19 protein-coding genes are annotated in these 22,533 nt (G+C 62.0%); 8 read left to right on the top strand and 11 right to left on the bottom strand.

Features of this window, described 5'->3' with window-relative positions; genetic code table 11:
* Window positions 1-17 precede the first annotated feature (17 nt).
* From betA to betI, 3 genes are all read right to left on the bottom strand, one after another.
* Complete coding sequence (betA, locus tag FW760_RS05805; protein ID WP_043860371.1) at window positions 18-1,715, bottom strand: choline dehydrogenase; 1,698 nt, start codon at window positions 1,713-1,715, stop codon at window positions 18-20.
* Between the two features lie 81 nt (window positions 1,716-1,796).
* The gene (gene betB / locus FW760_RS05800; protein ID WP_446443694.1) at window positions 1,797-3,269 is read right to left on the bottom strand and encodes a betaine-aldehyde dehydrogenase; all 1,473 of its coding nucleotides are present in this window, start codon (window positions 3,267-3,269) and stop codon (window positions 1,797-1,799) included.
* A gap of 29 nt (window positions 3,270-3,298) precedes the next feature.
* Window positions 3,299-3,964 (bottom strand): transcriptional regulator BetI, encoded by a 666-nt coding sequence (gene betI, locus FW760_RS05795; protein ID WP_043860369.1) that lies wholly within the window; start codon window positions 3,962-3,964, stop codon window positions 3,299-3,301.
* Window positions 3,965-4,387: 423 nt separating this feature from the next.
* Here betI and betT point away from each other — a divergent pair, with 423 nt between their 5' ends.
* The 3 genes from betT to FW760_RS05780 all read left to right on the top strand — a co-directional run bounded on the left by betT (window position 4,388) and on the right by FW760_RS05780 (window position 7,997).
* Window positions 4,388-6,391, top strand: a complete 2,004-nt coding sequence (gene betT / locus FW760_RS05790; RefSeq protein WP_446443693.1) for a choline BCCT transporter BetT — start codon at window positions 4,388-4,390, stop codon at window positions 6,389-6,391.
* 429 nt (window positions 6,392-6,820) lie between these two features.
* Window positions 6,821-7,141: a hypothetical protein gene (locus tag FW760_RS05785; protein WP_116052370.1), complete on the top strand. Its 321-nt coding sequence runs from the start codon at window positions 6,821-6,823 to the stop codon at window positions 7,139-7,141.
* Window positions 7,142-7,286: 145 nt separating this feature from the next.
* Complete coding sequence (locus tag FW760_RS05780) at window positions 7,287-7,997, top strand: hypothetical protein (protein ID WP_446443692.1); 711 nt, start codon at window positions 7,287-7,289, stop codon at window positions 7,995-7,997.
* 338 nt (window positions 7,998-8,335) lie between these two features.
* On the opposite strand, the gene choV is transcribed toward FW760_RS05780, so the two are convergent.
* The 3 genes from choV to FW760_RS05765 form a co-directional block, all read right to left on the bottom strand.
* Entirely contained in the window at window positions 8,336-9,514 is a 1,179-nt protein-coding gene (gene choV, locus FW760_RS05775; RefSeq protein WP_043860366.1) for a choline ABC transporter ATP-binding protein, read from the bottom strand.
* Complete coding sequence (choW, locus tag FW760_RS05770) at window positions 9,511-10,359, bottom strand: choline ABC transporter permease subunit (protein ID WP_185061962.1); 849 nt, start codon at window positions 10,357-10,359, stop codon at window positions 9,511-9,513. Before choW ends, choV begins: the two co-directional genes overlap by 4 nt.
* Window positions 10,360-10,429: 70 nt before the next feature.
* Window positions 10,430-11,377, bottom strand: a complete 948-nt coding sequence (locus FW760_RS05765; protein ID WP_446443691.1) for a choline ABC transporter substrate-binding protein — start codon at window positions 11,375-11,377, stop codon at window positions 10,430-10,432.
* A 350-nt stretch (window positions 11,378-11,727) separates the two neighbouring features.
* On the opposite strand from FW760_RS05765, the gene FW760_RS05760 reads away from it, so the two are divergent.
* Together FW760_RS05760 and gbdR are read left to right on the top strand one after the other, a co-directional pair.
* Entirely contained in the window at window positions 11,728-13,104 is a 1,377-nt protein-coding gene (locus FW760_RS05760; protein ID WP_054916697.1) for an L-serine ammonia-lyase, read from the top strand.
* Window positions 13,105-13,497: 393 nt separating this feature from the next.
* A complete protein-coding gene (gbdR, locus tag FW760_RS05755) occupies window positions 13,498-14,601 on the top strand; it encodes a choline metabolism transcriptional regulator GbdR (RefSeq protein ID WP_043860362.1) in 1,104 nt (367 codons plus the stop codon).
* A gap of 102 nt (window positions 14,602-14,703) precedes the next feature.
* Here the strand turns inward: gbdR and FW760_RS05750 are convergent, their stop codons facing one another.
* The 5 genes from FW760_RS05750 to FW760_RS05730 all read right to left on the bottom strand — a co-directional run bounded on the left by FW760_RS05750 (window position 14,704) and on the right by FW760_RS05730 (window position 18,558).
* Entirely contained in the window at window positions 14,704-14,964 is a 261-nt protein-coding gene (locus FW760_RS05750) for a hypothetical protein (RefSeq protein WP_043860361.1), read from the bottom strand.
* A gap of 130 nt (window positions 14,965-15,094) precedes the next feature.
* Window positions 15,095-15,514 (bottom strand): DUF3010 family protein, encoded by a 420-nt coding sequence (locus FW760_RS05745; RefSeq protein ID WP_043860360.1) that lies wholly within the window; start codon window positions 15,512-15,514, stop codon window positions 15,095-15,097.
* Between the two features lie 8 nt (window positions 15,515-15,522).
* Window positions 15,523-15,933 carry a lysozyme inhibitor LprI family protein gene (locus tag FW760_RS05740; RefSeq protein WP_054916696.1) on the bottom strand — a complete coding sequence of 137 codons (411 nt, stop codon included), beginning with the start codon at window positions 15,931-15,933 and terminating at the stop codon, window positions 15,523-15,525.
* 88 nt (window positions 15,934-16,021) lie between these two features.
* Window positions 16,022-16,993 (bottom strand): hypothetical protein, encoded by a 972-nt coding sequence (locus tag FW760_RS05735; RefSeq protein ID WP_116052369.1) that lies wholly within the window; start codon window positions 16,991-16,993, stop codon window positions 16,022-16,024.
* Between the two features lie 8 nt (window positions 16,994-17,001).
* Window positions 17,002-18,558, bottom strand: coding sequence for an AAA family ATPase (locus tag FW760_RS05730; RefSeq protein WP_054916694.1), 1,557 nt, complete (start codon window positions 18,556-18,558; stop codon window positions 17,002-17,004).
* Between the two features lie 246 nt (window positions 18,559-18,804).
* Here FW760_RS05730 and FW760_RS05725 point away from each other — a divergent pair, with 246 nt between their 5' ends.
* The 3 genes from FW760_RS05725 to dgcA are packed head-to-tail and all read left to right on the top strand — an operon-like array spanning window position 18,805 to window position 22,440.
* Window positions 18,805-19,782, top strand: a complete 978-nt coding sequence (locus tag FW760_RS05725; RefSeq protein ID WP_043860376.1) for a dipeptidase — start codon at window positions 18,805-18,807, stop codon at window positions 19,780-19,782.
* Window positions 19,783-19,833: 51 nt separating this feature from the next.
* On the top strand, window positions 19,834-20,364 hold the full coding sequence (locus FW760_RS05720) for a 4-vinyl reductase (protein ID WP_054916693.1): 531 nt from the start codon (window positions 19,834-19,836) through the stop codon (window positions 20,362-20,364).
* Window positions 20,365-20,379: 15 nt separating this feature from the next.
* Window positions 20,380-22,440: a dimethylglycine demethylation protein DgcA gene (dgcA, locus tag FW760_RS05715; protein WP_043860357.1), complete on the top strand. Its 2,061-nt coding sequence runs from the start codon at window positions 20,380-20,382 to the stop codon at window positions 22,438-22,440.
* Window positions 22,441-22,533 lie beyond the last annotated feature (93 nt).

Raw genomic sequence — 22,533 nt, 5'->3', positions numbered from 1 at the left:
ATGGGGGTAGCAGGGTCTTAAGCCTGCGGCACCTCACGCATCGGCTTGCCCTTCACCGGTGCACCATTGGCCACATAGTACTTGGCCGTGCTGCGCGGCAATGGCTGGCGGCCACGGATCTTGTCGGCGATCTTCTCGGCCATCATGATCGTCGGCGCGTTCAGGTTGCCGGTGGTGATGATCGGCATGATCGAGGCATCCACCACGCGCAGGCCCTGCATGCCATGCACGCGGCCCTGGCCGTCGACCACCGCCATCTCGTCGATGCCCATCTTGCACGAGCACGATGGGTGGAACGCGGTCTCGGCGTGCTCGCGGATGAATGTGTCCAGCTGCTCGTCGGTCTGCACGTCGGCACCGGGGCTGATCTCGCGGCCACGGTAGGCGTCCAGCGCCGGCTGCGCCATGATCTCGCGGGTCAGGCGGATACCGTCACGGAACTCCTGCCAGTCCTGCTCGGTGGCCATGTAGTTGAACAGGATGCTCGGGTGCTGGCGCGGGTCCTTGGACTTGAGCTGGATACGCCCGCGGCTAGGCGAACGCATCGAGCCCATGTGCGCCTGGAAGCCGTGTTCCTGCACGCCGTTGCTGCCGTTGTAATTGATCGCCACCGGCAGGAAGTGGTACTGGATGTTCGGCCATTCGAATTCCGGGCGCGAGCGAATGAAGCCGCCGGCCTCGAACTGGTTGCTGGCGCCGATGCCGGTGCCCGCGAACAGCCACTGTGCACCGATGGCCGGCTGGTTGTACCAGAGCAGCGACGGGTACAGCGACACCGGCTGGGTGCAGGCGTACTGCAGGTACAGTTCGAGGTGATCCTGCAGGTTCTCGCCCACGCCCGGCAGGTCGTGCACCACAGGGATGTTCAGGCTTTCGAGCAGGGCCGCCGGGCCCACGCCGGAGCGCTGCAGCAACTGTGGCGAGGCAATGGCGCCGCTGCACACGATGACTTCCTTGCGGGCACGGGCTTCGACGCGCTCCTCGCTGGCGCCCACCAGGTAGGTCACGCCCACGGCGCGCTTGCCTTCGAACAGCACGCGGTCGCTCAGGGCATGGGTGACGATGGTCAGGGTCGAGCGTTTTTTGGCGGTGTCCAGGTAGCCGCGGGCGGTGCTGGCGCGACGGCCCTTGGGCGTCACGGTGCGGTCCATCGGGCCGAAGCCTTCCTGCTGGTAGCCGTTCAGGTCTTCGGTGCGCGGGTAACCGGCCTGCACGCCGGCTTCGACCATGGCGTGGAACAGGGGGTTGTTGCCGGCTTTTGGCGTGGTGACGCTCACCGGGCCTTCGCCGCCATGGTAGTCGTTGGGGCCGATGTCACGGGTTTCGGCCTTGCGGAAGTACGGCAGGCAGTCCAGGTAAGACCAGTCTTCCAGGCCTGGCAGCTTGGCCCAGCCGTCGTAGTCCATGGCGTTGCCGCGGATGTAGCACATGCCGTTGATCAGCGAGGAGCCGCCCAGGCCCTTGCCGCGGCCACATTCCATGCGGCGGCCGTCCATGTGCGGCTCCGGGTCGGTCTCGTAGGCCCAGTTGTAGCGTCGGCCCTGCAACGGGAAGGCCAGTGCGGCCGGCATCTGGGTGCGGAAGTCGAAGCGGTAGTCCGGGCCGCCGGCTTCCAGCAGCAATACGGTGACGCCTTCGTCTTCGGTCAGGCGGGTCGCCAGGGTGTTACCGGCCGAGCCGGCCCCGACGATGATGTAGTCAAAAACGTGGGACATGTTGCGTACCCTCATAGGCAGTGAGCAGGGGAGCGGGGGAGACGCCCGGACCTGGCGGCCCGGGCGCGGCTACACGGGTGCTTAGAACACCGAGGCGTAGTTGCCCAGCTCGACCTGTACCGACTTGATCCGCGTGTACTGGGCCAGCGAGCTGACACCGTTTTCACGGCCGACACCGGATTGCTTGTAGCCACCGACCGGCATCTCGGCCGGCGATTCGCCCCAGGCGTTGATCCAGCAGATGCCCGCTTCCAGCTGATGGATGATGCGGTGCGCGCGGCTGATGTCGTTGGTGCAGACACCGGCGGCCAGGCCGTAGTCGGTGTCGTTGGCGCGACGGATGACTTCTTCTTCGGTCTCGTAGGAGAGGATGCTCATCACCGGGCCGAAGATCTCTTCCTTGACGATGGTCATGTCGTCACGGCAGTCGGTGAAGACGGTCGGGGCCACGAAGGCGCCCTTGGCGAACTCGCCGTAGGTCAGGCGCTCGCCGCCACACAGTACGCGGGCACCTTCTTGCTTGCCCTTGGCGATGTAGCCCAGCACGCTTTCCATGTGGGCGAAGCTGACCAGCGGGCCGAAGTTGGTGTTCTCGTCCTGCGGGTTGCCGATGCGGATGCGCGCCACGCGCTCGGCGATCTTGGCTTCGAAGGCGGCTTTGAGCGAGGCCGGGATGAACACGCGGGTGCCGTTGGTGCACACCTGGCCCGAGCTGTAGAAGTTGGCCATCATCGCGATGTCGGCGGCGCGGTCCAGGTCGGCGTCTTCACAGATGATCAGCGGCGACTTGCCGCCCAGCTCCATGGTGACTTCCTTGAGCGAGGAGCTCGAGGCGCTGGCCATGACCTTCTTGCCGGTGGCGGTGCCGCCGGTGAACGAGACCTTCTCGATGCGCGGGTGTTCGGTGAGGTAGGTGCCGACGTCGCGGCCGCTGCCGGTCAGTACGTTGAACACGCCGTCCGGCAGGCCGGCCTCGGTGTAGATCTCGGCCAGTTTCAGGGTGGTCAGCGAAGTGACTTCCGAGGGCTTGAAGATCATCGCGTTGCCGGCGGCCAGGGCCGGGGCGGATTTCCACAGGGCGATCTGGATCGGGTAGTTCCAGGCGCCGATACCCACGGTCACGCCCAGCGGCTCGCGACGGGTGTACACGAACGAGCTGTCGCGCAGCGGGATCTGCTCGCCTTCGATGGCCGGCACCAGGCCTGCGTAGTATTCGAGCACGTCGGCACCGGTGACGATGTCGACGTAGCGGGTTTCGGAGTAGGACTTGCCGGTGTCCAGGGTTTCCAGTGCAGCCAGCTCGTCGTTGCGCTCGCGCAGGATGTCGACGGCGCGGCGCAGGATGCGCGAACGCTGCATGGCGGTCATGGCCGCCCAGACTTTCTGGCCACGCTCGGCGCTTTCCACTGCGCGCTCCACGTCGGCCTGGTTGGCACGTTGCACCTGGGCGAGGACTTCGCCGTTGGCCGGGTTGATGGCGTCGAAGGTGGCGCCGCTGGAAGCGTCGACATAACCACCGTCAATGTAGAGTTTTTGCGTTTCGAAACGGGCCATAGTGTCCTCGCAAGTGCAGTGTGTGTCGGCTATCCGCGCTGTGCTCCTGCTTGTTTGGCACTCGCGACGCGCAGTGGTTCAGAGGCCGGGTCCTGTAGAGCCGGGCTGCTCTGTTTAGCCAGTTGTGAATCCATGTATTCGTAAGCGATCTGCTGCGCCTGGTCGGTATCGAAGGCATCTCCCGACAGCGCGCCGCGCAGCCACAGCCCGTCGATCAGGGCAGCCAGCCCGCGGGCCGCGCTGCGGGCTTCGGGCAGCGGCAACACACGGCGGAACTGGCAGCACAGGTTGGAATACAAGCGGTGATCGTTGATCCGCTGCAACCGGTGCAAAGACGGCTGGTGCATGCTGGCGGCCCAGAAGGCCAACCAGGTTTTCATTGCCGGGCCGTTGACCTGACTGGCGTCGAAGTTGCCCTCGACGATCACCTTCAGGTGGGCGCGCGGGGTGTCCTCCGTGAGCGCCTGGCGACGTGCCGCGACGTTGTCGATCAGCACGTTCATCAAGTACCGCATGGTCGCTGCGATCAGGCCGTTCTTGTCCTGGAAGTAGTGACTGATGATGCCGTTCGACACACCGGCCAAACGGGCGATCAGCGCAATGCTGGCGTCCCCCATGCCGACCTGGTCTACCGCCATCAACGTGGCTTCGATCAACTGCTGGCGGCGAATGGGTTGCATACCGACCTTGGGCATCTGGCAAATCTCCTCAGGCCTTCGGGCAGACGACAGGCGGCTGACTCGGCGAAGACCAGTCTATTTTGTTTTGATTGAACGTTCAATCAACAAAGAATAAGCTCTGCGACAATTCGCGCCATTGACAGGTTTTTGTGGCCCGTCACTGACGCCGATTGGCACCCTAAAAAGACGTGTAACCCCCGTAATGCAAGGCGTGCACGGGTTTAAACGAAACGTTGATCAGAATTGCCCAGCGGTGTCGCACCGTTCGGCGGGCCCTCGGATCGGGACCCTTTTTCTGTTTTTTTCAACGCAATCGGTTTGGGATCACGGTTTTTCAAGGTGCTTTTATAACACCTGACGCAGTGGGGCTATTGCACCAATTGCGCGGGTGACGGGTCGTTTCGTGTTTTCTCTCGCACTGCCTGGAGCATCTGTGCAATGAGTTCTGCCTCCCTGATAAAGACCCCTGCCGAGAGGGTCCGGGTCAACAGCGTGGTGTTCTACACCACGGCGCTGCTGATCCTGTTGTTGACTGCCTTGCTGATCGCCGCCCCGGACACGGCCGGTCAAATTCTCGGCCAGGCCCAAGCCTGGCTGTCGCGCAGCTTCGGCTGGTACTACATGCTGGTGATCGGCGGCTACCTGCTGTTCGTCATCGGGCTAGCGTTTTCCTCCTACGGCAAGCTCAAGCTTGGCGGCAAGGACGACAAGCCCGACTTCAGCTACGGTGCCTGGGCCGGCATGCTGTTCTCCTCCGGTATCGGTATCTCGCTGCTGTACTTTGGCGCGTCCGAACCGCTGGACCACTACTTCAACCCGCCTGCCGGTGCGCCGGCCAGCCTGGAGGCCGCACGCCAGGGCATGCAGTTGACCTTCCTGCACTGGGGCCTGCACGGTTGGGCGATCTATGCGCTGGTGGGCCTGGCCGTGGCCTACTTCGCCTACCGCCACAACCAGCCACTGGCCTTGCGTTCGGCGCTGTACCCGCTGGTGGGTGAGCGCTGGGTCAAGGGGGCTGCCGGGCACACCGTGGACATCTTCGGCATGTTCGTGACCCTGCTGGGCCTGGTGACCAACCTGGGCATCGGTGCGATGCAGGTGTCCTCGGGGCTGGAGTACCTGTTCGGCATGCAGCACAGCAACACCAACCTGCTGATGGTGATCCTGGTGATGAGCACCGTGGCCACGATCGCGGCGGTGTCGGGCGTGGAGAACGGCATTCGCCGCCTGTCCAACCTGAACATCCTGCTGTTCAGCGGCCTGCTGCTGTTCGTGCTGCTGTTCGGTGACACCCTGCACCTGCTCAACGGGTTCGTGCAGAACATCGGCGACTACCTCAACGGCGTGATCCTCAAGACCTTCGACCTCTACGTGTACGAAGGCAACAACGCCAGGTCCGAAGGCTGGCTGGGCCTGTGGACCCTGTTCTACTGGGCCTGGTGGATTTCCTGGGCCCCGTTCGTGGGCATGTTCATCGCGCGTATCTCCCGTGGCCGCACCGTGCGCGAGCTGGTGGCCGGCGTGCTGCTGATTCCGTTGGGCTTTACCCTGGCGTGGCTGTCGATCTTCGGCAACACCGCGCTGGACCTGGTGATCAACCACGGTGCGGTGGAGCTTGGGCGCACGGCGGTGGAACAACCGGCGATGTCGATCTACAAGCTGCTGGAGCACTTCCCGGCGGCCAAGATCGTGGTTGGTGTGGCGGTGTTCGTCGGCTTCGTGCTGTTCCTCACCCCGGCTGACTCGGGCGCGGTGATGATGGCCAACCTGTCGTGCAAGGGCGGCGACGTGGACGAGGATGCCCCGCACTGGCTGCGTATCCTGTGGTCGGCGATCATCACCCTGGTGACCATCGGGCTGTTGCTGGTGGGCAACTTCCAGGCCATGCAGACCATGGTGGTACTGGCCGGGCTGCCGTTCTCGGTGGTGCTGGTGGTGTTCATGTTCGGCCTGTTCAAGGCCATGAAGCAGGACACCCAGGTCGAGCAGGAGCAGGCCGAACTGGCGGCGCGTGGCCGTCGCGGCTTCAGCGAGCGCCTCACCCAGCTGGACCTGCAGCCGACCCAGGCGATGGTGCAGCGCTTCATGGACAAGCAGGTGAGCCCGGCGCTGAAAGAGGCGGCGGTGCAGTTGCAGGGCATGGGCCTGCAGGTGCAGAGCCGCGTCGGCCAGTCGCGCGAGGCGATGGGCTTGCGCATCGAGATGGAGGAGGGCAACCCGTTCGTCTACGAAGTGAGCCTGGACGGCTACCTGGCGGCGCCGAGCGAAGCGCCGGCGCAGGGTGAAGGCGACGTGCGCCAGCGTTACTACCGGGCCGAGGTGTACCTGCACAACGGCAGCCAGGAGTACGACCTGATGGGCTTTACCGTCGAGCAGATCACCCGCGACGTGCTGGATCAGTTCGAGAGTCATCGCCAGTTGCTGGGGCGTGTGTACAGCTGATGGCAGATAGCTGAATGAAGAAGGGCCCTGCCGGTGACGGCAGGGCCTTTTTTTTGCTGGCGATGCGTTGGCGTTCTACAGCGCTGACGAAGGATAAATAAATTAAAAGGTTTGCTGGCTGGCGACCAAGGAAGCACGAAAAAGTCGATTCTCGACTTTTAACAACTGCGCAACTTCTTGCACAGTGCTGCGCAAGAAGTTGCGCACTTTTTCGGGTTTTGCCTTTCCCAAGGCCAGCGGGTTAAAACGTGCAGCGGGTACAGTTGCACTGGGAACAGCAGAAAGTATTAGGGTTGCAGGATTCGATGTAATCAGTGATCCGACGAATAAATTTCCCAATCATGCGAGAATTATTCATCTGGATGGAAGGGATGGATTCAGTGACGAAAATTTAGTCGGTCTATCAAATGCGCTGGGGGATGAAACGAGATGTCAATAACTGAAGAGCTGTTTTACTTATTTGATAAAGATGATAAGTGCTTGGGGCAGATCATATTGCAGGTTGGTGACAACCCGAAAAAACAAGGGAGGTTCTCTCCAGTCAAAGAGTTCTCGAGGTACCGGAATTTGTTCAAAGAGCTTGAAAGTGCGGCAAATGCTATGCTGTTTAGTCATGTAGACGAAATAGAAGAAAAAATCGCCTTGCTAGGTTTCTACGTCAAATCAGAGGGGTCGGAAATTAAACTAAAAATAAAAGGGCTTCAAATAATGAGGGGGTGGGCAATTTTTGAAGTTGGACAGGCGCGTTAAAGTCGATAAGTAAAGTTGCACTTAAATAAAGTGTTTTTTGGCTCTAAAGTAATTGTATGCGTTTAGGCCTCTACAAGAAGGCCCCTTCGGATGCCAGAGACGTGTACTTATGCTCCAAGCTGACAGCCCATGCTGAATGACCGGTATGGCAGTGAATAAAGTTCTACCTCTTCGAGCCGGGCCGTGGCATCACTCCGCTGGAACGAACCCTGTTATTAAATTCTTGGTGAAAACAATGTTGAGAGCTACATTTTTCGAAATATTTAATATTTTTTTGGATAAATTAACATTTGAGGATTTAGAGATTCTTGGGCTGCCTGATATGGAGCGCTCCACCCTAGAGGACTACGGGTATGAATTGGTGGGTGATAAGTCAGACTGTCACGCTTACGAAAAAGAAATTATTGTGCCTCATAGAAATGCTGGGCTTAGTCTGATGCACAAGTTGTATTTTTTTGCAGATGAATCTGTCGGCACTGGATTGGGTGTTGAGCCGAAGGTTAGATTAACCACGCTGCTGAAAGCGTATTGGGATTATCGAGACTTACGGGGCGGATCGCTCGATAATATAAGTTTTTATTTCTGGGATGGTAATGATGAGGGTGCTGTTGTGTTTGAGGAAAACATAGTGGTCAGATTTGGTTTTCGCCAGAACAGGGGTGCATACTTGATTGATAATGTGGAAAGTGGTCTGGATAGAGTTGGTAGTGTTCCTGGTGTTTCAGTAAGAAGCGTAAAAAAATACATGAATTCGTTTGAGCTGGATTGTGCTATCAGTAGGCGTGAGGTAAGTAAATATCCTTATGCATTTTCAAGGTTAGTTGGCTTTTTGTGCAAAAATAGCAGGAGGTTTTAATATGCCCCTATAAAAATAGAAGTGTGAGTCTTGTGTATAAGCTCTGTTTTTATGGAAGCAGTGTTTTCGGAAGCGGGCTCAGTATTGAATTGTCATTAATTGGGAAATCGCACCCTTTACTACGCCCCCACAGCGTCAATACGAGAATTACGCCCCCCATGACCGCCCCACCATAAGCGGCTGTCAGCATGAGAATAGATAGTTTTTACTTTCAAACTTAAAAAACCTGCCCCACAGTTCAAACTTGCCAGAAAAAGAATTCATATCGACGTCTTGCCCTCACGGCCCCCTCGCTGGCAAGTCATGCGCTGACCTTGCCGGCGAAGAAGCCATCCGCTTCATCCCAGATTCTTGCCCAACAACGCGTGATACAGCTCGCTGTCGCCCAATATCCCCACCACCTGATTCCCTTCCTGCAACACCAGCTTGTTCCCCGTCTGATACCGAATCTGCAACGCCTCGCGCATACCGATATTGGCATTCACCAGCGTCGGCTTGCGCTCCAGCCCCTCCACCGCCTCGCCGGGCGCCCAGTTCTGCAAGGCCATGCCGTTGACGCCCTGGCGCGCGCCCCTGATGGTGTTGCCCTCGGCCAGGTCCAGCCAAGAATCACCACCCGGGTCCAGGCATACCGAACCGTTGATGCGCTTGCACTTGTCCAGCGTGCGCATCAGGCTGCGCCCGCACAGCACGTTGAGCGGGTTGGTATGCGCGACGAAGGTACGCACATACTCGTCTGCCGGGTTGAGCACGATCTCCTCGGGCTTGCTGTACTGGATGATGCGCCCGTCCTTCATGATCGCGATGCGGCTGCCGAGCTTGAGGGCCTCGTCCAGGTCATGGCTGACGAACACGATGGTCTTGGCCAGCTTGCGTTGCAGCTCAAGCAGCTCGTCCTGCAGGCCCTGGCGGATCAGCGGGTCGAGCGCCGAGAACGGTTCGTCCATCAGCAGGATGTCGGCGTCCATCGCCAGCGCCCGGGCCAGGCCCACGCGCTGCTGCATGCCGCCCGACAGCTCGTCGGGCTTCTTGTTGCGCCACTGGGTCAGGCCCACCAGCTCGAGCTTCTCGTCCACCAGCTTGCGCCGCTCCTTCTCGGGCCGGCCCTGCATCTCCAGGCCGAAACTGATGTTCTCGCGTACCGTCAGCCAGGGCATCAGGGCGAACTTCTGGAACACCATGGCGATACGCTGGGTGCGCATCATCTTCAGCTCGGCCGGGGTGCAGTGGGCAATGTCGATCTGTGCGCCTTCATGCTCGACGAACAGCTTGCCGCGGCTCACCGTGTTCAGGCCGTTGATGCAGCGCAGCAGGCTCGACTTGCCTGAACCCGACAGGCCCATCAGCACGCAGATCTCGCCCTTGTTGATGTCCAGGCTGGCTTTCTCGACGCCGACCACCAGGCCGGTCTTCTTCAGGATCTGTTCACGCGTGAGGCCCTGGTCCAGCAGGCTGAGCGCCTCACGCGGGTGGCGCGAGAAGATCACGTCGACCTCTTCGAAGCGAATGATGCTCATGCTTCACTCCTTGCCGGTGCGTCCGGTTGCTTGCAGATACGGTCGAGCATGATCGCCAGCAGCACGATCGCCAGCCCCGCCTCGAAGCCCAGCGCGATATCGGCGGTGTTGAGTGCGTTGACCACCGGTTTGCCCAGACCGTCGGCGCCCACCAGCGCGGCGATCACCACCATCGACAGCGACAGCATGATGCACTGGGTGACCCCCGCCGCGATGCTGGGCATGGCATGCGGCAGTTCGATGCGCGAGAGCAGCTGGCGCCGCGAGCAGCCGAACGCCTTGCCGGCATCCAGCAGTTCCTGCGGCACGTCGCGGATGCCCAGGTAGGTCAGGCGGATGGGCGCGGCAATCGCGAACACCACCGTGGAGATCAGCCCCGGCACCACGCCCAGGCCGAACAGGGTCAGGGTCGGGATCAGGTACACGAACGTGGGCACCGTCTGCATCAGGTCGAGTACCGGGCGCATGGCGGTGTAGAACATCGGCTTGTGTGCCGCCAGGATGCCCAGCGGCACGCCGATGGCCACGCACACGAAGGTGGCGAACAGCACCTGGGCCAGGGTTTCCATGGTTTCCTGCCAGTAGCCGAGGTTGAGAATCAGCAGGAACGACAGCGCGCAGAATACGGTGAGCGTCCATTTGCGCTGGATCAGGTGAGCGATCAGGGCCACCAGGGCAATCAGGACGAATGGGTTGAACCAGGTCAGCGCCCCGGTCACCCCGTGAATCATGAACTCCAGCGCCTCGGCGAAGGCGTCGAAGTAGTTGGCGCCGTGTTGCGTCAACCACTCGACGAAGGCCGCGATGTGCTGGCCCAGGGGTATTTTTTGATCGATCAGCATGATAGCGAGCGTCCACCTGCAAGGGATTGGAAACAACCCGCGCCGGGCAATCGCCCCCCGGCGCGGGGCGTGCTTACTGCGTCAGCTTGGCCTTGGCCGCCTCCAGGCCCGGTTTGCCATCCACGGTGGTCACGCCGGCCAGCCAGGTGTCGAGCACCTGCGGGTTCTGCTTGAGCCAGGCCTTGGCGGCGGCGTCGGGCTTGACCTTGTCGTCGAGCACCTTGCCCATCAGGGTGCTTTCCATGTCCAGGGTGAAGGAGAGGTTCTTGAGCAACTGGCCGACGTTGCTGCACTCCTGGCTGTAGCCCTTGCGCGTGTTGGTGAGCACGGTGGCCTTGCCGTAGTCGGGGCCGAAGAAGTCGTCGCCGCCTTCGAGGTATTTCATCTTGAAGCGCGTGTTCATCGGGTGCGGTTCCCAGCCGAGGAACACCACGTCGGTGCCACGGCGCTGGGCACGGTCGACTTGCGCGAGCATGCCGGCCTCGCTCGACTCCACCACCTTGAAGCCGGCGTCCTTCAAGCCGAAGGCATTCTTGTCGATCATGCTCTGGATGGTGCGATTGCCGTCGTTGCCCGGCTCGATGCCGTAGATCTTGCCGTCCAGCTCCTTCTTGAATTTCGCGATGTCGGCGAAGTTCTTCAGGCCCTTGTCATACAGCGCCTGGGGCACGGCCAGGGTGTACTTGGCATTCTCCAGGTTGGCACGCACGGTCTCGACGGTGCCGGCATCGCGGTACAGCTTGATGTCGTTTTCCATGGTCGGCATCCAGTTGCCGAGGAACACGTCCATGTTCTTGCCGTCGGCCAGCGACTTGTAGGTCACCGGTACCGAGATCATGGTGGTGCGGGTCTTGTAGCCGAGCGCTTGGAGCACCGCACTGGTGACTGCAGTGGTCACGGTGATGTCGGTCCAGCCGACGTCGGAGAAGTTGACGGTGTGGCACTGCTCGGGCTCCACGGCCTGGGCCAGCGCCGGCAGGCTCAGCAGCGCGGCCAGCAACAGCGGGGGTGAACCTTTCATGGTGGACTCCTGGTTTTTTTCGGATGTCCCACGGGACAGGGGCCGTGCAATCGAGTCGGTACCGATCATCTAACAGCGAAAATCAAACGCCTACCGGGTGCGTCGTATCCAGTACAGGCAGGGTCGCATCCAGTGCCAATGAGGTCGCTTACAGTGTCGTCGGCCTCGAAAAACGCGGTTCTGGCGCATGTGCACCGCAAAAAAACGGCGCAGGTCCTGCCCTGGCAACGGGCGGCGCTGCTGGACAAGAGCGCGTCGGTTGCAGACGTCGTGGTCGCTGACAAAAGCCTGATGATGCGCGAAACCGGCGGATTGCCGCCTTTTCAGCGTAGCAGCCAGAGGTACGCGGCATGGCCATCAGTGTGTTCGACCTGTTCAAGATCGGTGTCGGCCCTTCAAGCTCGCACACCGTCGGCCCGATGCGCGCCGCGGCGCTGTTCGTGCAGGGGCTGCGCGAGCGCAACCTGCTGGCCCGGGTGCGGCGTATCGAGGTGCGCCTGTACGGCTCGCTGTCGGCCACCGGCATCGGTCACGGCAGTGACAACGCGGTGATCATGGGCCTGATGGGCGAATGGCCGGACGCCATCGACCCGGCGCAGATCGCCCCGCGCATCGCCACGCTGCGCGAAACCGACAGCCTGCTGCTGGACGGACGCTGGCCGGTCGGCTTCGTCTGGGCCCGCGACATGCGCCTGCTGGACGAGAACCTGCCGTACCACCCCAACGCCCTGACCCTGATCGCCGAGGGCGAGCAGGGCGAGCTGCACCGCGATACCTACTACTCGGTGGGCGGCGGCTTCGTGGTGGACGCGGCGCAGGCAGCCAGCGGTGTGCTGGACGCCGACACCACCGTGCTGCCCTACGACTTCAACAGTGCCGTGGAGCTGCTGGATTTGTGCCGGCAGCACGACCTGCGCGTGTCGCAACTGATGCTGGAGAACGAAAAGGTGTGGCGCAGCGAGGCTGAAATTCGTGCCGGGCTCATGACCCTGTGGCGGGCCATGCAGGCCTGTGTCGAAAACGGCCTGCGCCACGAGGGCATCCTGCCGGGCGGGCTCAATGTGCGCCGCCGCGCGGCACGCCTGCACCGCAGCCTGCAGGAACTGGGCAAGCCCAACGTGATCGGCTCCACCCTCAGTGCCATGGAGTGGGTCAACCTGTATGCGCTGGCGGTCAACGAGGAAAACGCCGCAGGCGGGCGCATGGTCACCGCCCCCACCAACGGCGCGGCAGGCATCATCCCGGCGGTGCTGCACTACTACATGCGCTTCAGCGACGAGGTCAGCGAAGCCAGCGTGGTGGACTTCTTTCTGGGCGCGGCGGCGGTGGGCATCCTGTGCAAGAAGAATGCGTCGATCTCCGGCGCCGAAGTCGGCTGCCAGGGTGAGGTCGGCTCGGCCTGCGCAATGGCGGCGGCGGGCCTGGCCGAAGTGCTCGGGGCCACCCCGGCGCAACTGGAGAACGCCGCCGAGATCGGCCTGGAACACAACCTGGGGCTGACCTGCGATCCGGTCGGCGGGCTGGTGCAGGTGCCGTGCATCGAGCGCAACGCGATTGCCGCGGTCAAGGCGATCAACGCCGCGCAGATGGCCTTGCGCGGTGACGGCGAGCACTTCATCTCCCTCGACCGGGTGATCCGCACCATGCGCGACACCGGCGCCGACATGCACGACAAGTACAAGGAAACCTCTCGCGGCGGGCTGGCGGTGAACGCCATCGAATGCTGAGGCGTGGCTGCGCCGTTTTGGCCCATCGCTTTGAGCGTGCGCTGCGTTTTGGCGCGCCCCGGCCGATGGCGATTCACTGGCCAGGCCACCCCTTCCAGCACGCGCGGTGACACCGCGCGTTGTCGTTTCTGGGCATCCTTCCCACAAGTGCTACCCAATTTCACAACGGGACTACAGACAGGCTTTGGCCCGGCCTTTTGCGTTTAAAAGCGACCCTGCGGGCGTGGGCGAACTAGACACATCGCGATGTCGTTTTCAGGTGTTGTTGAATGCGTATTCAAGTTTGGGCATGGCATTTGCGTTGGGTTTGGCAAAGCCCCTGCAATCGAACCGGGGCCATGACAAAAAGCCCGAGCCTGAGGCACACCCTGCATTGTGTGAGGAGAGATCGCGATGACGTCGTACAACTCCGCAACCCCAAACCAGAACCGCACCCCCCAATCCATCGGTTTCCTGCTGCTGGACAACTTCACGCTGATCTCCCTGGCCTCCGCGGTCGAGCCGCTGCGCATGGCCAACCAGTTGTCGGGTCGCGAGCTGTATCGCTGGAGCACACTGAGCGTGGATGGCGGTCAGGTGTGGGCCAGCGACGGCCTGCAGATCACTCCCGATTCGGCGATGCATGCGGCGCCGGCGATGGACACCGTGATCGTGTGTGGCGGCATCGGCATCCAGCGCACCGTGACCCGTGAACATGTGACCTGGCTGCAGAGCCAGGCCCGCCAGTCGCGTCGGCTGGGGGCGGTGTGTACCGGCAGCTGGGCGCTGGCCTGTGCGGGGCTGCTCGATGGCTTCGATTGCAGCGTGCACTGGGAGTGCCTGGCCGCGATGCAGGAGGCCTTCCCGCGGGTGAGCATGAGCACGCGCCTGTTTACCCTGGACCGCAACCGCTTCACCAGCTCGGGCGGCACCGCGCCGCTGGACATGATGCTGCACCTGATCAGCCGCGATCATGGCCGCGAGCTGTCGGCGGCGATCTCGGAGATGTTCGTGTACGAGCGTATCCGCAACGAGCAGGACCACCAGCGCGTGCCGCTCAAGCACATGCTCGGTACCAACCAGCCCAAACTGCAGGAAATCGTGGCGCTGATGGAGGCCAACCTCGAAGAGCCGATCGACCTGGACGAACTGGCGGTGTACGTGGCGGTGTCGCGGCGTCAGCTGGAGCGGTTGTTCCAGAAGTACCTGCATTGTTCGCCGTCGCGCTATTACCTGAAGCTGCGGCTGATTCGTGCGCGGCAGCTGCTCAAGCAGACGCCGATGTCGATCATCGAGGTGGCGTCGGTGTGCGGGTTCGTGTCCACGCCGCACTTTTCCAAGTGCTACCGGGAATACTTCGGGATACCGCCGCGTGATGAGCGGGTAGGCTCGAACACGGCCCAGCAGGTGGCGATGATGCCGCTGCCGCAGGCGCTGGTGCTGTCGCCGCTGGCCGGGCCGATGTCGGCGCTGAGTCAGGCGCGCAATGAGTCGACGTTTGCCAGTGTGAGGCTGTAGACCAGGCCGACCGCATCGCAGGTCAAGCCCGCTCCCACCGGTACATCGCTGCTCTGAAGGGCAGTGAAGCGCCTGTGGGAGCGGGCTTGGCCCGCGATGGGGTCAACCGTGAAGGCTTTTGTGGTTCGCCAGCGCCGGCAGCAACTGCTTGTCGATCGCCTGGCGCACCGCCGGCAGGATCGTCGCGCTGCCGGTGTACAACTGCTCCACCAGGCCGCGCAGGGCCCGGGCGCGTTCCGCGCTCAAGCCGCGTACCGCACATTCGCAGGCCTGCTCGGCGCTGGCGCCGGCAGGCATCTCGAAGCCCAGGGCGCGCAGTTGGCCCAGCAGGTCGTCCTGATCGATCAAATCGGCGTGCATCATGGCGGTTGTCCTTGTTCGAGGCGAAGGGTGCCCCGATTCTGGGAGCGCTGCGCGGTGGCGACAAGGGGCATGGCCGGCATACCTATGAACAGGTCGTTTTTGGCTAGATCAGTGACGTGCGCAGGCGCCCTCAGCCGCGCTTGAGCAGCGCCGCACAGGCGCTCTTGTAGGCCTCATGCTGATACTTGTTCAGCGTTCCCGGCAGCTCGAGATTGTGCTTCTTGGCCTGGGCGCTGACGGTCTGTGGCGACACCAGCTCCACCGTGCAGTTGTCCAGCAACTGCAGCACGCCCTCGATCTTGAAGGTGGTCGGGCCGCCGGCAAAGTCGCCCTTCTTGCTGCGCTTCTTGATCGCCAATTGCCCGATGCCATGCTCGCTGACAAAGGCTCTGACCTGTGCGGCGAATGCCTTTACCTGGGCGGCATCCTCGTCATCCTCCAGGCCGATCTTCTTGGTGGCCACGCCAACGTGCACGGGCTGGCCGGCGTCCAGGCTGGCCACGGCCAGCAGGGCTTCGCTGCCCTTGATTTCGATGCCGCAGATTTTCATGGGGTGCCTCAATCGGAGTTTTGCAGGCCAAGGGACTGCAGGTATTCGGAGCGGTCGTCGCTGCGTTGCGCCAGGCAGGTGTTCAGTGCGGCGTCGTACTCCTTGCCCGGTGTGCTGTCGAAGGTCTCGACCTTGCAGTCGGCGTCGCGTACTTGCTTCCACAGGTTCTGGGCGGCGTTCAGGCGGTTGCTCAGTTCGGTGATCTTCGCACCCTGGCCGGCATACTGTTCCTTGATGCGTTCGAGCAGGTCGCCGAAGGCGGCGTTCAGCTCGCGTTCGGCGACCGTACGGCTGTAGGCGGCGCAGGCGTAGTTCTGCTGGGCCGTCTCGACGTTGTCGCACGGGGTGGGAGCGTCACTTTCCTCGGCGTGCACGGCAAAGGCCAACGGCGCCAGCAGCAGCCATACCATCGATTTCATCAGCGACATCCTCGCAACCGGTGTGTGGAAGGTGGGGGTCGATTCTCGCTCAGTGCCAGGCTAAATGACAGAGACCCGTCGCCCGACGCTAAGCGGTTTCATTCAGGTCCTCCCAGCCTCGATGAAACTGGTCGAAAAGATCGGCGTACATCTTGCCCAAGGGGTACTCCCTGTACTCCGAGCGCTCGAAACGCAACAGGCGGGTACGCAGCGTTACCTGCTCCAGGTCCAGGTATTCGCCCGGGTCCCAGCGGCTGGCCGTGTTCAGGTTGCTCAACAGGGCCTCGATAGCGAATTGGGCGGCGATGAAATTGATGCCTTCCTTGCTGAACCGGGCATAACGCTGGCGCAGGGCAAACAGCGAGACGCTGTTGCGGGTCAGGTCACAATCGGCACGGGGCTGCAGTTCTACGCACAGCGAGCCCTGGATGGCATCAAACGCCATGAGCACCGAAACAAAGTCGTGTTCCGGGTGGTAGCACTCGAAGTTGACGGACTCCTGGTCGAAATAAGGGTGCAAGTGCTTGTGGAGGAAGAAGTCCGCTTCGCCTTTGAGCGACGAGTTGCACGCGTAGCAACTGGGGATGAGATTGGCGAGGGTCAGGCCCAGGTGCGGGTAAAGCGCCTTGGGATAAAAGTGGTCGAGCGTTGGACGCATCGCCCCCTGGCCGTCCCTGAACAGGGTGTGCGCATAGTTGTAGTTGCAGTACGGGCAGGTGGCGAGTTGCGAGCTGGCACACAAGGCGTAGGCGTCCCAGTGGTCAGGCATGGGCTTTCGGGGTTTGGCACTGAACGTGTCGTAATTGAACACGCGCTTGAGGTCGCTGAGCAGATCGGCGTAGACCTCATCCGTCATGAACTGCCGACAGTCCAGCAACTCATGAATGGACCATTCCATTTGCGCGCGGCTGTCCGAGAGGATGGCCTTTTCGACATCAGCCACAAAGGTGCGGCTGTACCAGTTCTTTGCCTTGGGACGATCGTTGTTGACGAACGCCGTAATCCGTTCCTGCAGGTACTGCGTATGCCGCGGCCTTGCCGCACGCCAGTTGTCGGGCATGGAAATGATCATTGGCTTTGGTGCTCTGTGTGCGGCACCAGGCGCTGCAGTTCGCGCTGGATGATCGGGTCGTCCACCACCGATATCAGGTACTTCTCCTGAGGGCCATATGTGCCGGCTTTCAGCGCGGCAATCGCGGCATTGATCCGGCGCACGGCGAATTCGCCGATAGTGACAGCGCCGAAGGAGCGGTTGAGGATGGCGTGCAGCGGTGCGGCAAAGGAGGGCGAGGTGGTATCGGGCTCGATGAAGTCATCGTTGCTCGCGGCCCGGCCTTTGTTTTGCGCGTGGTCCTCCAGGTTCAACTGGCACACAAATTCGCCGGGCACATCGGAAGCCAGCAGCGGGGAATGGGAGGCGATGATCAATTGCAGGAGGGTCAGTCCGAAGGTGTGCTTGCACTCGCTGAGAAATTTGTTCATTTGCCAGATGTATTTGCGTTGCCACGCCAGGTGCAAAAAGGCGTCGCCTTCATCGATCAGCACCAGCAGTTTGGTGATCGGCTCGCGCGGGGAGGCGCGGTTGCCGGCTGGCGGCGCGGCCAGGCGCTTGATCGCTTCGTACAGGGAAATGATCTGGTTGAAGATCGCCCATTGGCCGGAGCTCATGCCAGGCAGGACCATTTCGAACGGCCCTTCCCGATCCGAGGCAAAATGCAGGCGCTCCTGCTCATTGGTCAAGGCGTACTGGTACACGCCACGTGGCCCTTTTTCGAATGCGAAGTTGTCCAGGCGTTCGAGGATGTACCTGAACAGGCGGCGGCTTCCCACGTGTTTCTTTTGTTGCAAGGTGCCAGGGTCAATGTGCTGGAAGTAGCTTGAGGGCAAGTGTTCGTCGATCAGCGCGATGTAGCTCAGAATGTCGTAGTTCTGTTTCTGCATGTGGTGGAACGTGGCGCAGAGTGCCGTCAGGACGTTTGATGCCGCGGGCTCCCTCGTGCGCAGGTCGTCCAGCACATAGCCACTCAGAAGGCTAAGTTCACGCTTGTACTGATTCTGCAGGTACGTCAGCTCGCGCTGATCGCCGTTGAAGTCGGAAAACCGCTCCAGGCGCGCCTTCAGATCGCGTATCGATCGCAGCTGCGGCTGGTGGCGCTTGCTGGCATAGCGGCCCTTTTCATCCTCCACCAGTGCCAAGGCCAGAAAATCACCGACCTTTTTTTCATCTGCACGCAATTTGACCAGCAGGTTTATCTTCAGCCCGAAGCTCTCGATGATTTCGCGGTGTTCATACAGTTGAAGCAGATCCTGCTCCCGACGCTGTGATGCATCGACAAAGTGCTTCTGCGCGCGAAAGGCGATCCGGTTCTGCACCGGCGTGTAATACACAACGCCCCAGTCCTGAGGCTTGCGCTGATCGACATAGTTGAACACCAGTTGGCAGTCACTGCCGAAATCCGGCAGCCTGCGGCTGGCGAACTGCTCTACCGTGCGCTGCAGAAAGCGGCTCTTGCCCGACCCGTTGGGCCCGATGATCAGCGACACCGAATCAATGTCGAACAGGTTGAAGCTTTCCCGCGTGCGCAGGTGAAGGACGTGGCCGTCCTGTTCGATCGACGTCAGCATGGTCTGGCATTCCTTGTCTGAACACGACGCCGGGCGGGCGTCGGGCAAACCGCTATTTGAGCCGATTCTTGCGCGTCGCGAAAGCGGCCAACGGCCAATGGCCATGCCGGCCTTTGTCGCACCTTGACGTTTTCGGCAATTCCCCTGTCGTTTTTGCATCCTGGCGACCTGGCGCCTAGGCATATGCTGGCCCCAAAGCGCCGGCAGACGATTCGGCGCCGCAACGTCATACAAGGGGACAGCCTGATGAGCCCGGCCGAATTGCACGCAGACAGCATCGTTATCGACGGGCTGATCATCGCCAAGTGGAACCGCGAGCTGTTCGAGGACATGCGCAAGGGCGGCCTCACTGCCGCCAACTGCACTGTCTCGGTGTGGGAGGGCTTTCAGGCCACCATCAACAGCATCGTCGCCAGCCAGAAGCTGATTCGCGAAAACAGCGACCTGGTACTGCCGGTACGCACTACCGCCGACATCCGCAAGGCCAAGGAGCAGGGCAAGACCGGCATCCTCTTCGGCTTCCAGAACGCCCATGCCTTCGAGGACCAGCTCGGCTACGTGGAGATCTTCAAGCAGCTGGGCGTGGGCATCGTGCAGATGTGCTACAACACCCAGAACCTGGTGGGTACCGGCTGCTATGAGCGCGACGGCGGGTTGTCCGGCTTCGGTCGCGAAATCGTCGCCGAGATGAACCGTGTGGGGGTCATGTGCGACCTGTCCCACGTCGGCTCCCGAACCAGCGAGGAAGTCATCCTCGAATCGAAAAAGCCGGTGTGCTATTCCCACTGCCTGCCCTCCGGGCTCAAGGAGCACCCGCGCAACAAGTCCGATGCCGAATTGAAGTTCATCGCCGACCATGGCGGCTTTGTCGGCGTGACCATGTTCGCGCCGTTTCTGGCCAAGGGTATCGACGCGACCATCGACGACTACGCCGAGGCCATCGAATACACCATGAACCTGGTGGGTGAAGACGCCATCGGCATCGGCACCGACTTCACCCAAGGCCACGGCCAGGACTTCTTCGAGTACCTGACCCACGACAAGGGCTATGCGCGCCGCCTCACCAGCTTCGGCAAGATCATCAACCCGTTGGGCATCCGCACCGTGGGCGAATTTCCCAACCTCACCGAAACCCTGCTCAAGCGCGGCCACCCCGAGCGGGTAGTGCGCAAGATCATGGGCGAGAACTGGGTCAATGTCCTGAAAGACGTCTGGGGCGAGTAACCCCACGCCTCACCCAGCCGCATCCTTTTTCTTTTATGGAGTTCAGTTTCCATGGCCAAGATCGCCCCGCAATTGCCCATCGAAGTCGACAGCGAAACCGGTGTGTGGACCAGCGACGCGCTGCCGATGCTGTACGTGCCGCGGCATTTCTTCGTCAACAACCACATGGGCATTGAAGAGGTGTTGGGCGCCGACGCCTACGCCGAGATTCTGTACAAGGCCGGCTACAAGTCGGCCTGGCACTGGTGCGAGAAGGAGGCCGAATGCCACGGCCTGCAGGGCGTGGCGGTGTTCGAGCACTACATGAAGCGCCTGTCGCAACGCGGCTGGGGGCTGTTCACGATCCAGGACATCGACCTCGACAGGGGTACCGCCAGCGTCAGGCTCGAACACTCGGCCTTCGTCTATGTGTACGGCAAGGTCGGGCGCAAGGTCGACTACATGTTCACCGGCTGGTTCGCCGGCGCCATGGACCAGATCCTGGCGGCCCGCGGCAGCCCCCTTCGCACGGTCGCCGAGCAGGTCTACGGCGGTTCGGAACACGGCCACGACGACGGCCTGTTCATCGTCAAGCCCCTGTAAGTCGAGGAACCCGCCATGGCTTTCGAAGCAATGTTCCAGCCGCTGCAGATCGGCAAGCTGACCATCCGCAACCGGGTACTGAGCACCGCACACGCCGAGGTGTACGCCACCGACGGCGGCATGACCACCGAGCGCTACGTGAAGTACTACGAAGAGAAGGCCAAAGGCGGTATCGGCCTGGCCATCTGCGGTGGTTCGTCGGTAGTGGCCATCGACAGCCCGCAGCAGTGGTGGGCCTCGGTCAACCTGGCCACCGACCGCATCATCCCGCACTTCCAGAACCTGGCCGACGCCATGCACAAGCACGGCGCCAAGATCATGATCCAGATTACCCACATGGGCCGGCGCTCGCGCTGGGACGGCTATCACTGGCCGACCCTGATGTCGCCCTCGGGCATCCGCGAACCGGTGCACCGCGCCACCTGCAAGACCATCGAGCCGGAGGAGATCTGGCGCGTGATCGGCAACTACGCGCAGGCCGCGCGCCGCGCCAAGGAAGGCGGGCTGGACGGGGTGGAACTGTCGGCAGTGCACCAGCACATGATCGACCAGTTCTGGAGCCCGCGGGTCAACAAGCGCACCGATGAATGGGGCGGCAGCTTCGAGAACCGCATGCGCTTCGGCCTGGAAGTGCTCAAGGCGGTGCGCGAGGAAGTCGGCCCCGACTTCTGCGTGGGCATGCGCATCTGCGGCGACGAGTTCCACCCCGATGGCCTCAGCCACGAGGACATGAAGGAAATCGCCAGGTACTACGACGCCACCGGCATGCTGGACTTCTTCGGCGTGATCGGCTCGGGCTGCGACACCCACAACACCCTGGCCAACGTGATCCCCAACATGAGCTTCCCGCCCGAGCCGTTCCTGCACTTGGCGGCGGGCATCAAGGAGGTGGTGAGCGTGCCGGTTATGCACGCGCAGAACATCAAGGACCCCAACCAGGCCACGCGCATTCTGGAGGGCGGCTACGTGGACATGGTCGGCATGACCCGCGCGCACATCGCCGACCCGCACCTGATCGCCAAGATCAAGATGGGCCAGATCGACCAGATCAAGCAGTGCGTGGGCGCCAACTACTGCATCGACCGCCAGTACCAGGGCCTGGACGTGCTGTGCATCCAGAACGCCGCCACTTCGCGGGAATACATGGGCGTGCCGCACATCATCGAGAAATCCACCGGCCCCAGACGCAAGGTGGTGGTGGTCGGTGCCGGCCCGGCCGGCATGGAGGCGGCGCGGGTGGCGGCCGAGCGCGGGCATGACGTGACCCTGTTCGAGAAGAAGGAGGCGATCGGCGGGCAGATCAGCATCGCCGCCAAGGCTCCGCAACGCGACCAGATCGCCGGCATCACGCGCTGGTACCAGCTGGAGCTGGCGCGGCTGAAGGTCGACCTGCGCCTGGGTACGGCGGCGGACGTCGACACCCTCATGGACCTGCGCCCCGACGTGGTGGTGCTGGCGGTGGGCGGGCACCCGTTCATCGAGCAGAACGAGCACTGGGGCGCGGCCGAGGGCCTGGTGGTCAGCAGCTGGGACGTGCTCGACGGCACGGTGGCGCCGGGCAAGACCGCGCTGGTGTACGACACCATCTGCGAATTCACCGGCATGTCGGTGGCGGATTTTCTGGCCGACAAGGGCAGCCAGGTGGAGATCGTCACCGACGACATCAAGCCGGGGGTGGCGATTGGCGGCACCTCGTTCCCCACCTACTACCGCAGCATGTACCCCAAGGAAGTGATCATGACCGGCGACCTGATGCTGGAGAAGGTCTACCGCGAGGGCGACAAGTTGGTGGCAGTGCTGGAGAACGAATACACCGGGGCACGGGAGGAGCGGGTGGTCGACCAGGTGGTGATCGAGAACGGTGTGCGCCCCGACGAGACCCTGTACTACGCACTCAAGGAGGGCTCGCGCAACAAGGGCCAGATCGATGTGGAGGCGCTGTTCGCGATTGAGCCGCAGCCGATATTGAGCCAGCCGGGGGAGGGGTACCTGCTGTACCGGATCGGCGATTGCGTGGCGCAGCGCAACACCCATGCGGCGATCTACGACGCCTTGCGCCTGTGCAAGGATTTCTGATCGCTCTGTGAACCGATTGTCCCGGTCGCTCGGGCTTTTTGTGGGAGCGGGCTTGACCCGCGATGCAAGCACTGCGGTGTGTCAGGCGTGCCG

It is taken from the genome of Pseudomonas sp. 1176_21 (assembly GCF_052850635.1).
This window is presented reverse-complemented; position numbering and strand designations above follow the sequence as displayed.

Excerpts from the sequence above, each read along its gene's own strand:
- betA (WP_043860371.1), bottom strand. The coding sequence starts at position 1,715 with ATGTCCCACGTTTTTGACTACATCATCGTCGGGGCCGGCTCGGCCGGT.
- betB (WP_446443694.1), bottom strand. The coding sequence starts at position 3,269 with ATGGCCCGTTTCGAAACGCAAAAACTCTACATTGACGGTGGTTATGTC.
- betI (WP_043860369.1), bottom strand. The coding sequence starts at position 3,964 with ATGCCCAAGGTCGGTATGCAACCCATTCGCCGCCAGCAGTTGATCGAA.
- betT (WP_446443693.1), top strand. The coding sequence starts at position 4,388 with ATGAGTTCTGCCTCCCTGATAAAGACCCCTGCCGAGAGGGTCCGGGTC.
- FW760_RS05785 (WP_116052370.1), top strand. The coding sequence starts at position 6,821 with ATGTCAATAACTGAAGAGCTGTTTTACTTATTTGATAAAGATGATAAG.
- FW760_RS05780 (WP_446443692.1), top strand. The coding sequence starts at position 7,287 with ATGGCAGTGAATAAAGTTCTACCTCTTCGAGCCGGGCCGTGGCATCAC.
- choV (WP_043860366.1), bottom strand. The coding sequence starts at position 9,514 with ATGAGCATCATTCGCTTCGAAGAGGTCGACGTGATCTTCTCGCGCCAC.
- FW760_RS05765 (WP_446443691.1), bottom strand. The coding sequence starts at position 11,377 with ATGAAAGGTTCACCCCCGCTGTTGCTGGCCGCGCTGCTGAGCCTGCCG.
- FW760_RS05760 (WP_054916697.1), top strand. The coding sequence starts at position 11,728 with ATGGCCATCAGTGTGTTCGACCTGTTCAAGATCGGTGTCGGCCCTTCA.
- gbdR (WP_043860362.1), top strand. The coding sequence starts at position 13,498 with ATGACGTCGTACAACTCCGCAACCCCAAACCAGAACCGCACCCCCCAA.
- FW760_RS05750 (WP_043860361.1), bottom strand. The coding sequence starts at position 14,964 with ATGATGCACGCCGATTTGATCGATCAGGACGACCTGCTGGGCCAACTG.
- FW760_RS05745 (WP_043860360.1), bottom strand. The coding sequence starts at position 15,514 with ATGAAAATCTGCGGCATCGAAATCAAGGGCAGCGAAGCCCTGCTGGCC.
- FW760_RS05740 (WP_054916696.1), bottom strand. The coding sequence starts at position 15,933 with ATGAAATCGATGGTATGGCTGCTGCTGGCGCCGTTGGCCTTTGCCGTG.
- FW760_RS05735 (WP_116052369.1), bottom strand. The coding sequence starts at position 16,993 with ATGCCCGACAACTGGCGTGCGGCAAGGCCGCGGCATACGCAGTACCTG.
- FW760_RS05730 (WP_054916694.1), bottom strand. The coding sequence starts at position 18,558 with ATGCTGACGTCGATCGAACAGGACGGCCACGTCCTTCACCTGCGCACG.
- FW760_RS05725 (WP_043860376.1), top strand. The coding sequence starts at position 18,805 with ATGAGCCCGGCCGAATTGCACGCAGACAGCATCGTTATCGACGGGCTG.
- FW760_RS05720 (WP_054916693.1), top strand. The coding sequence starts at position 19,834 with ATGGCCAAGATCGCCCCGCAATTGCCCATCGAAGTCGACAGCGAAACC.
- dgcA (WP_043860357.1), top strand. The coding sequence starts at position 20,380 with ATGGCTTTCGAAGCAATGTTCCAGCCGCTGCAGATCGGCAAGCTGACC.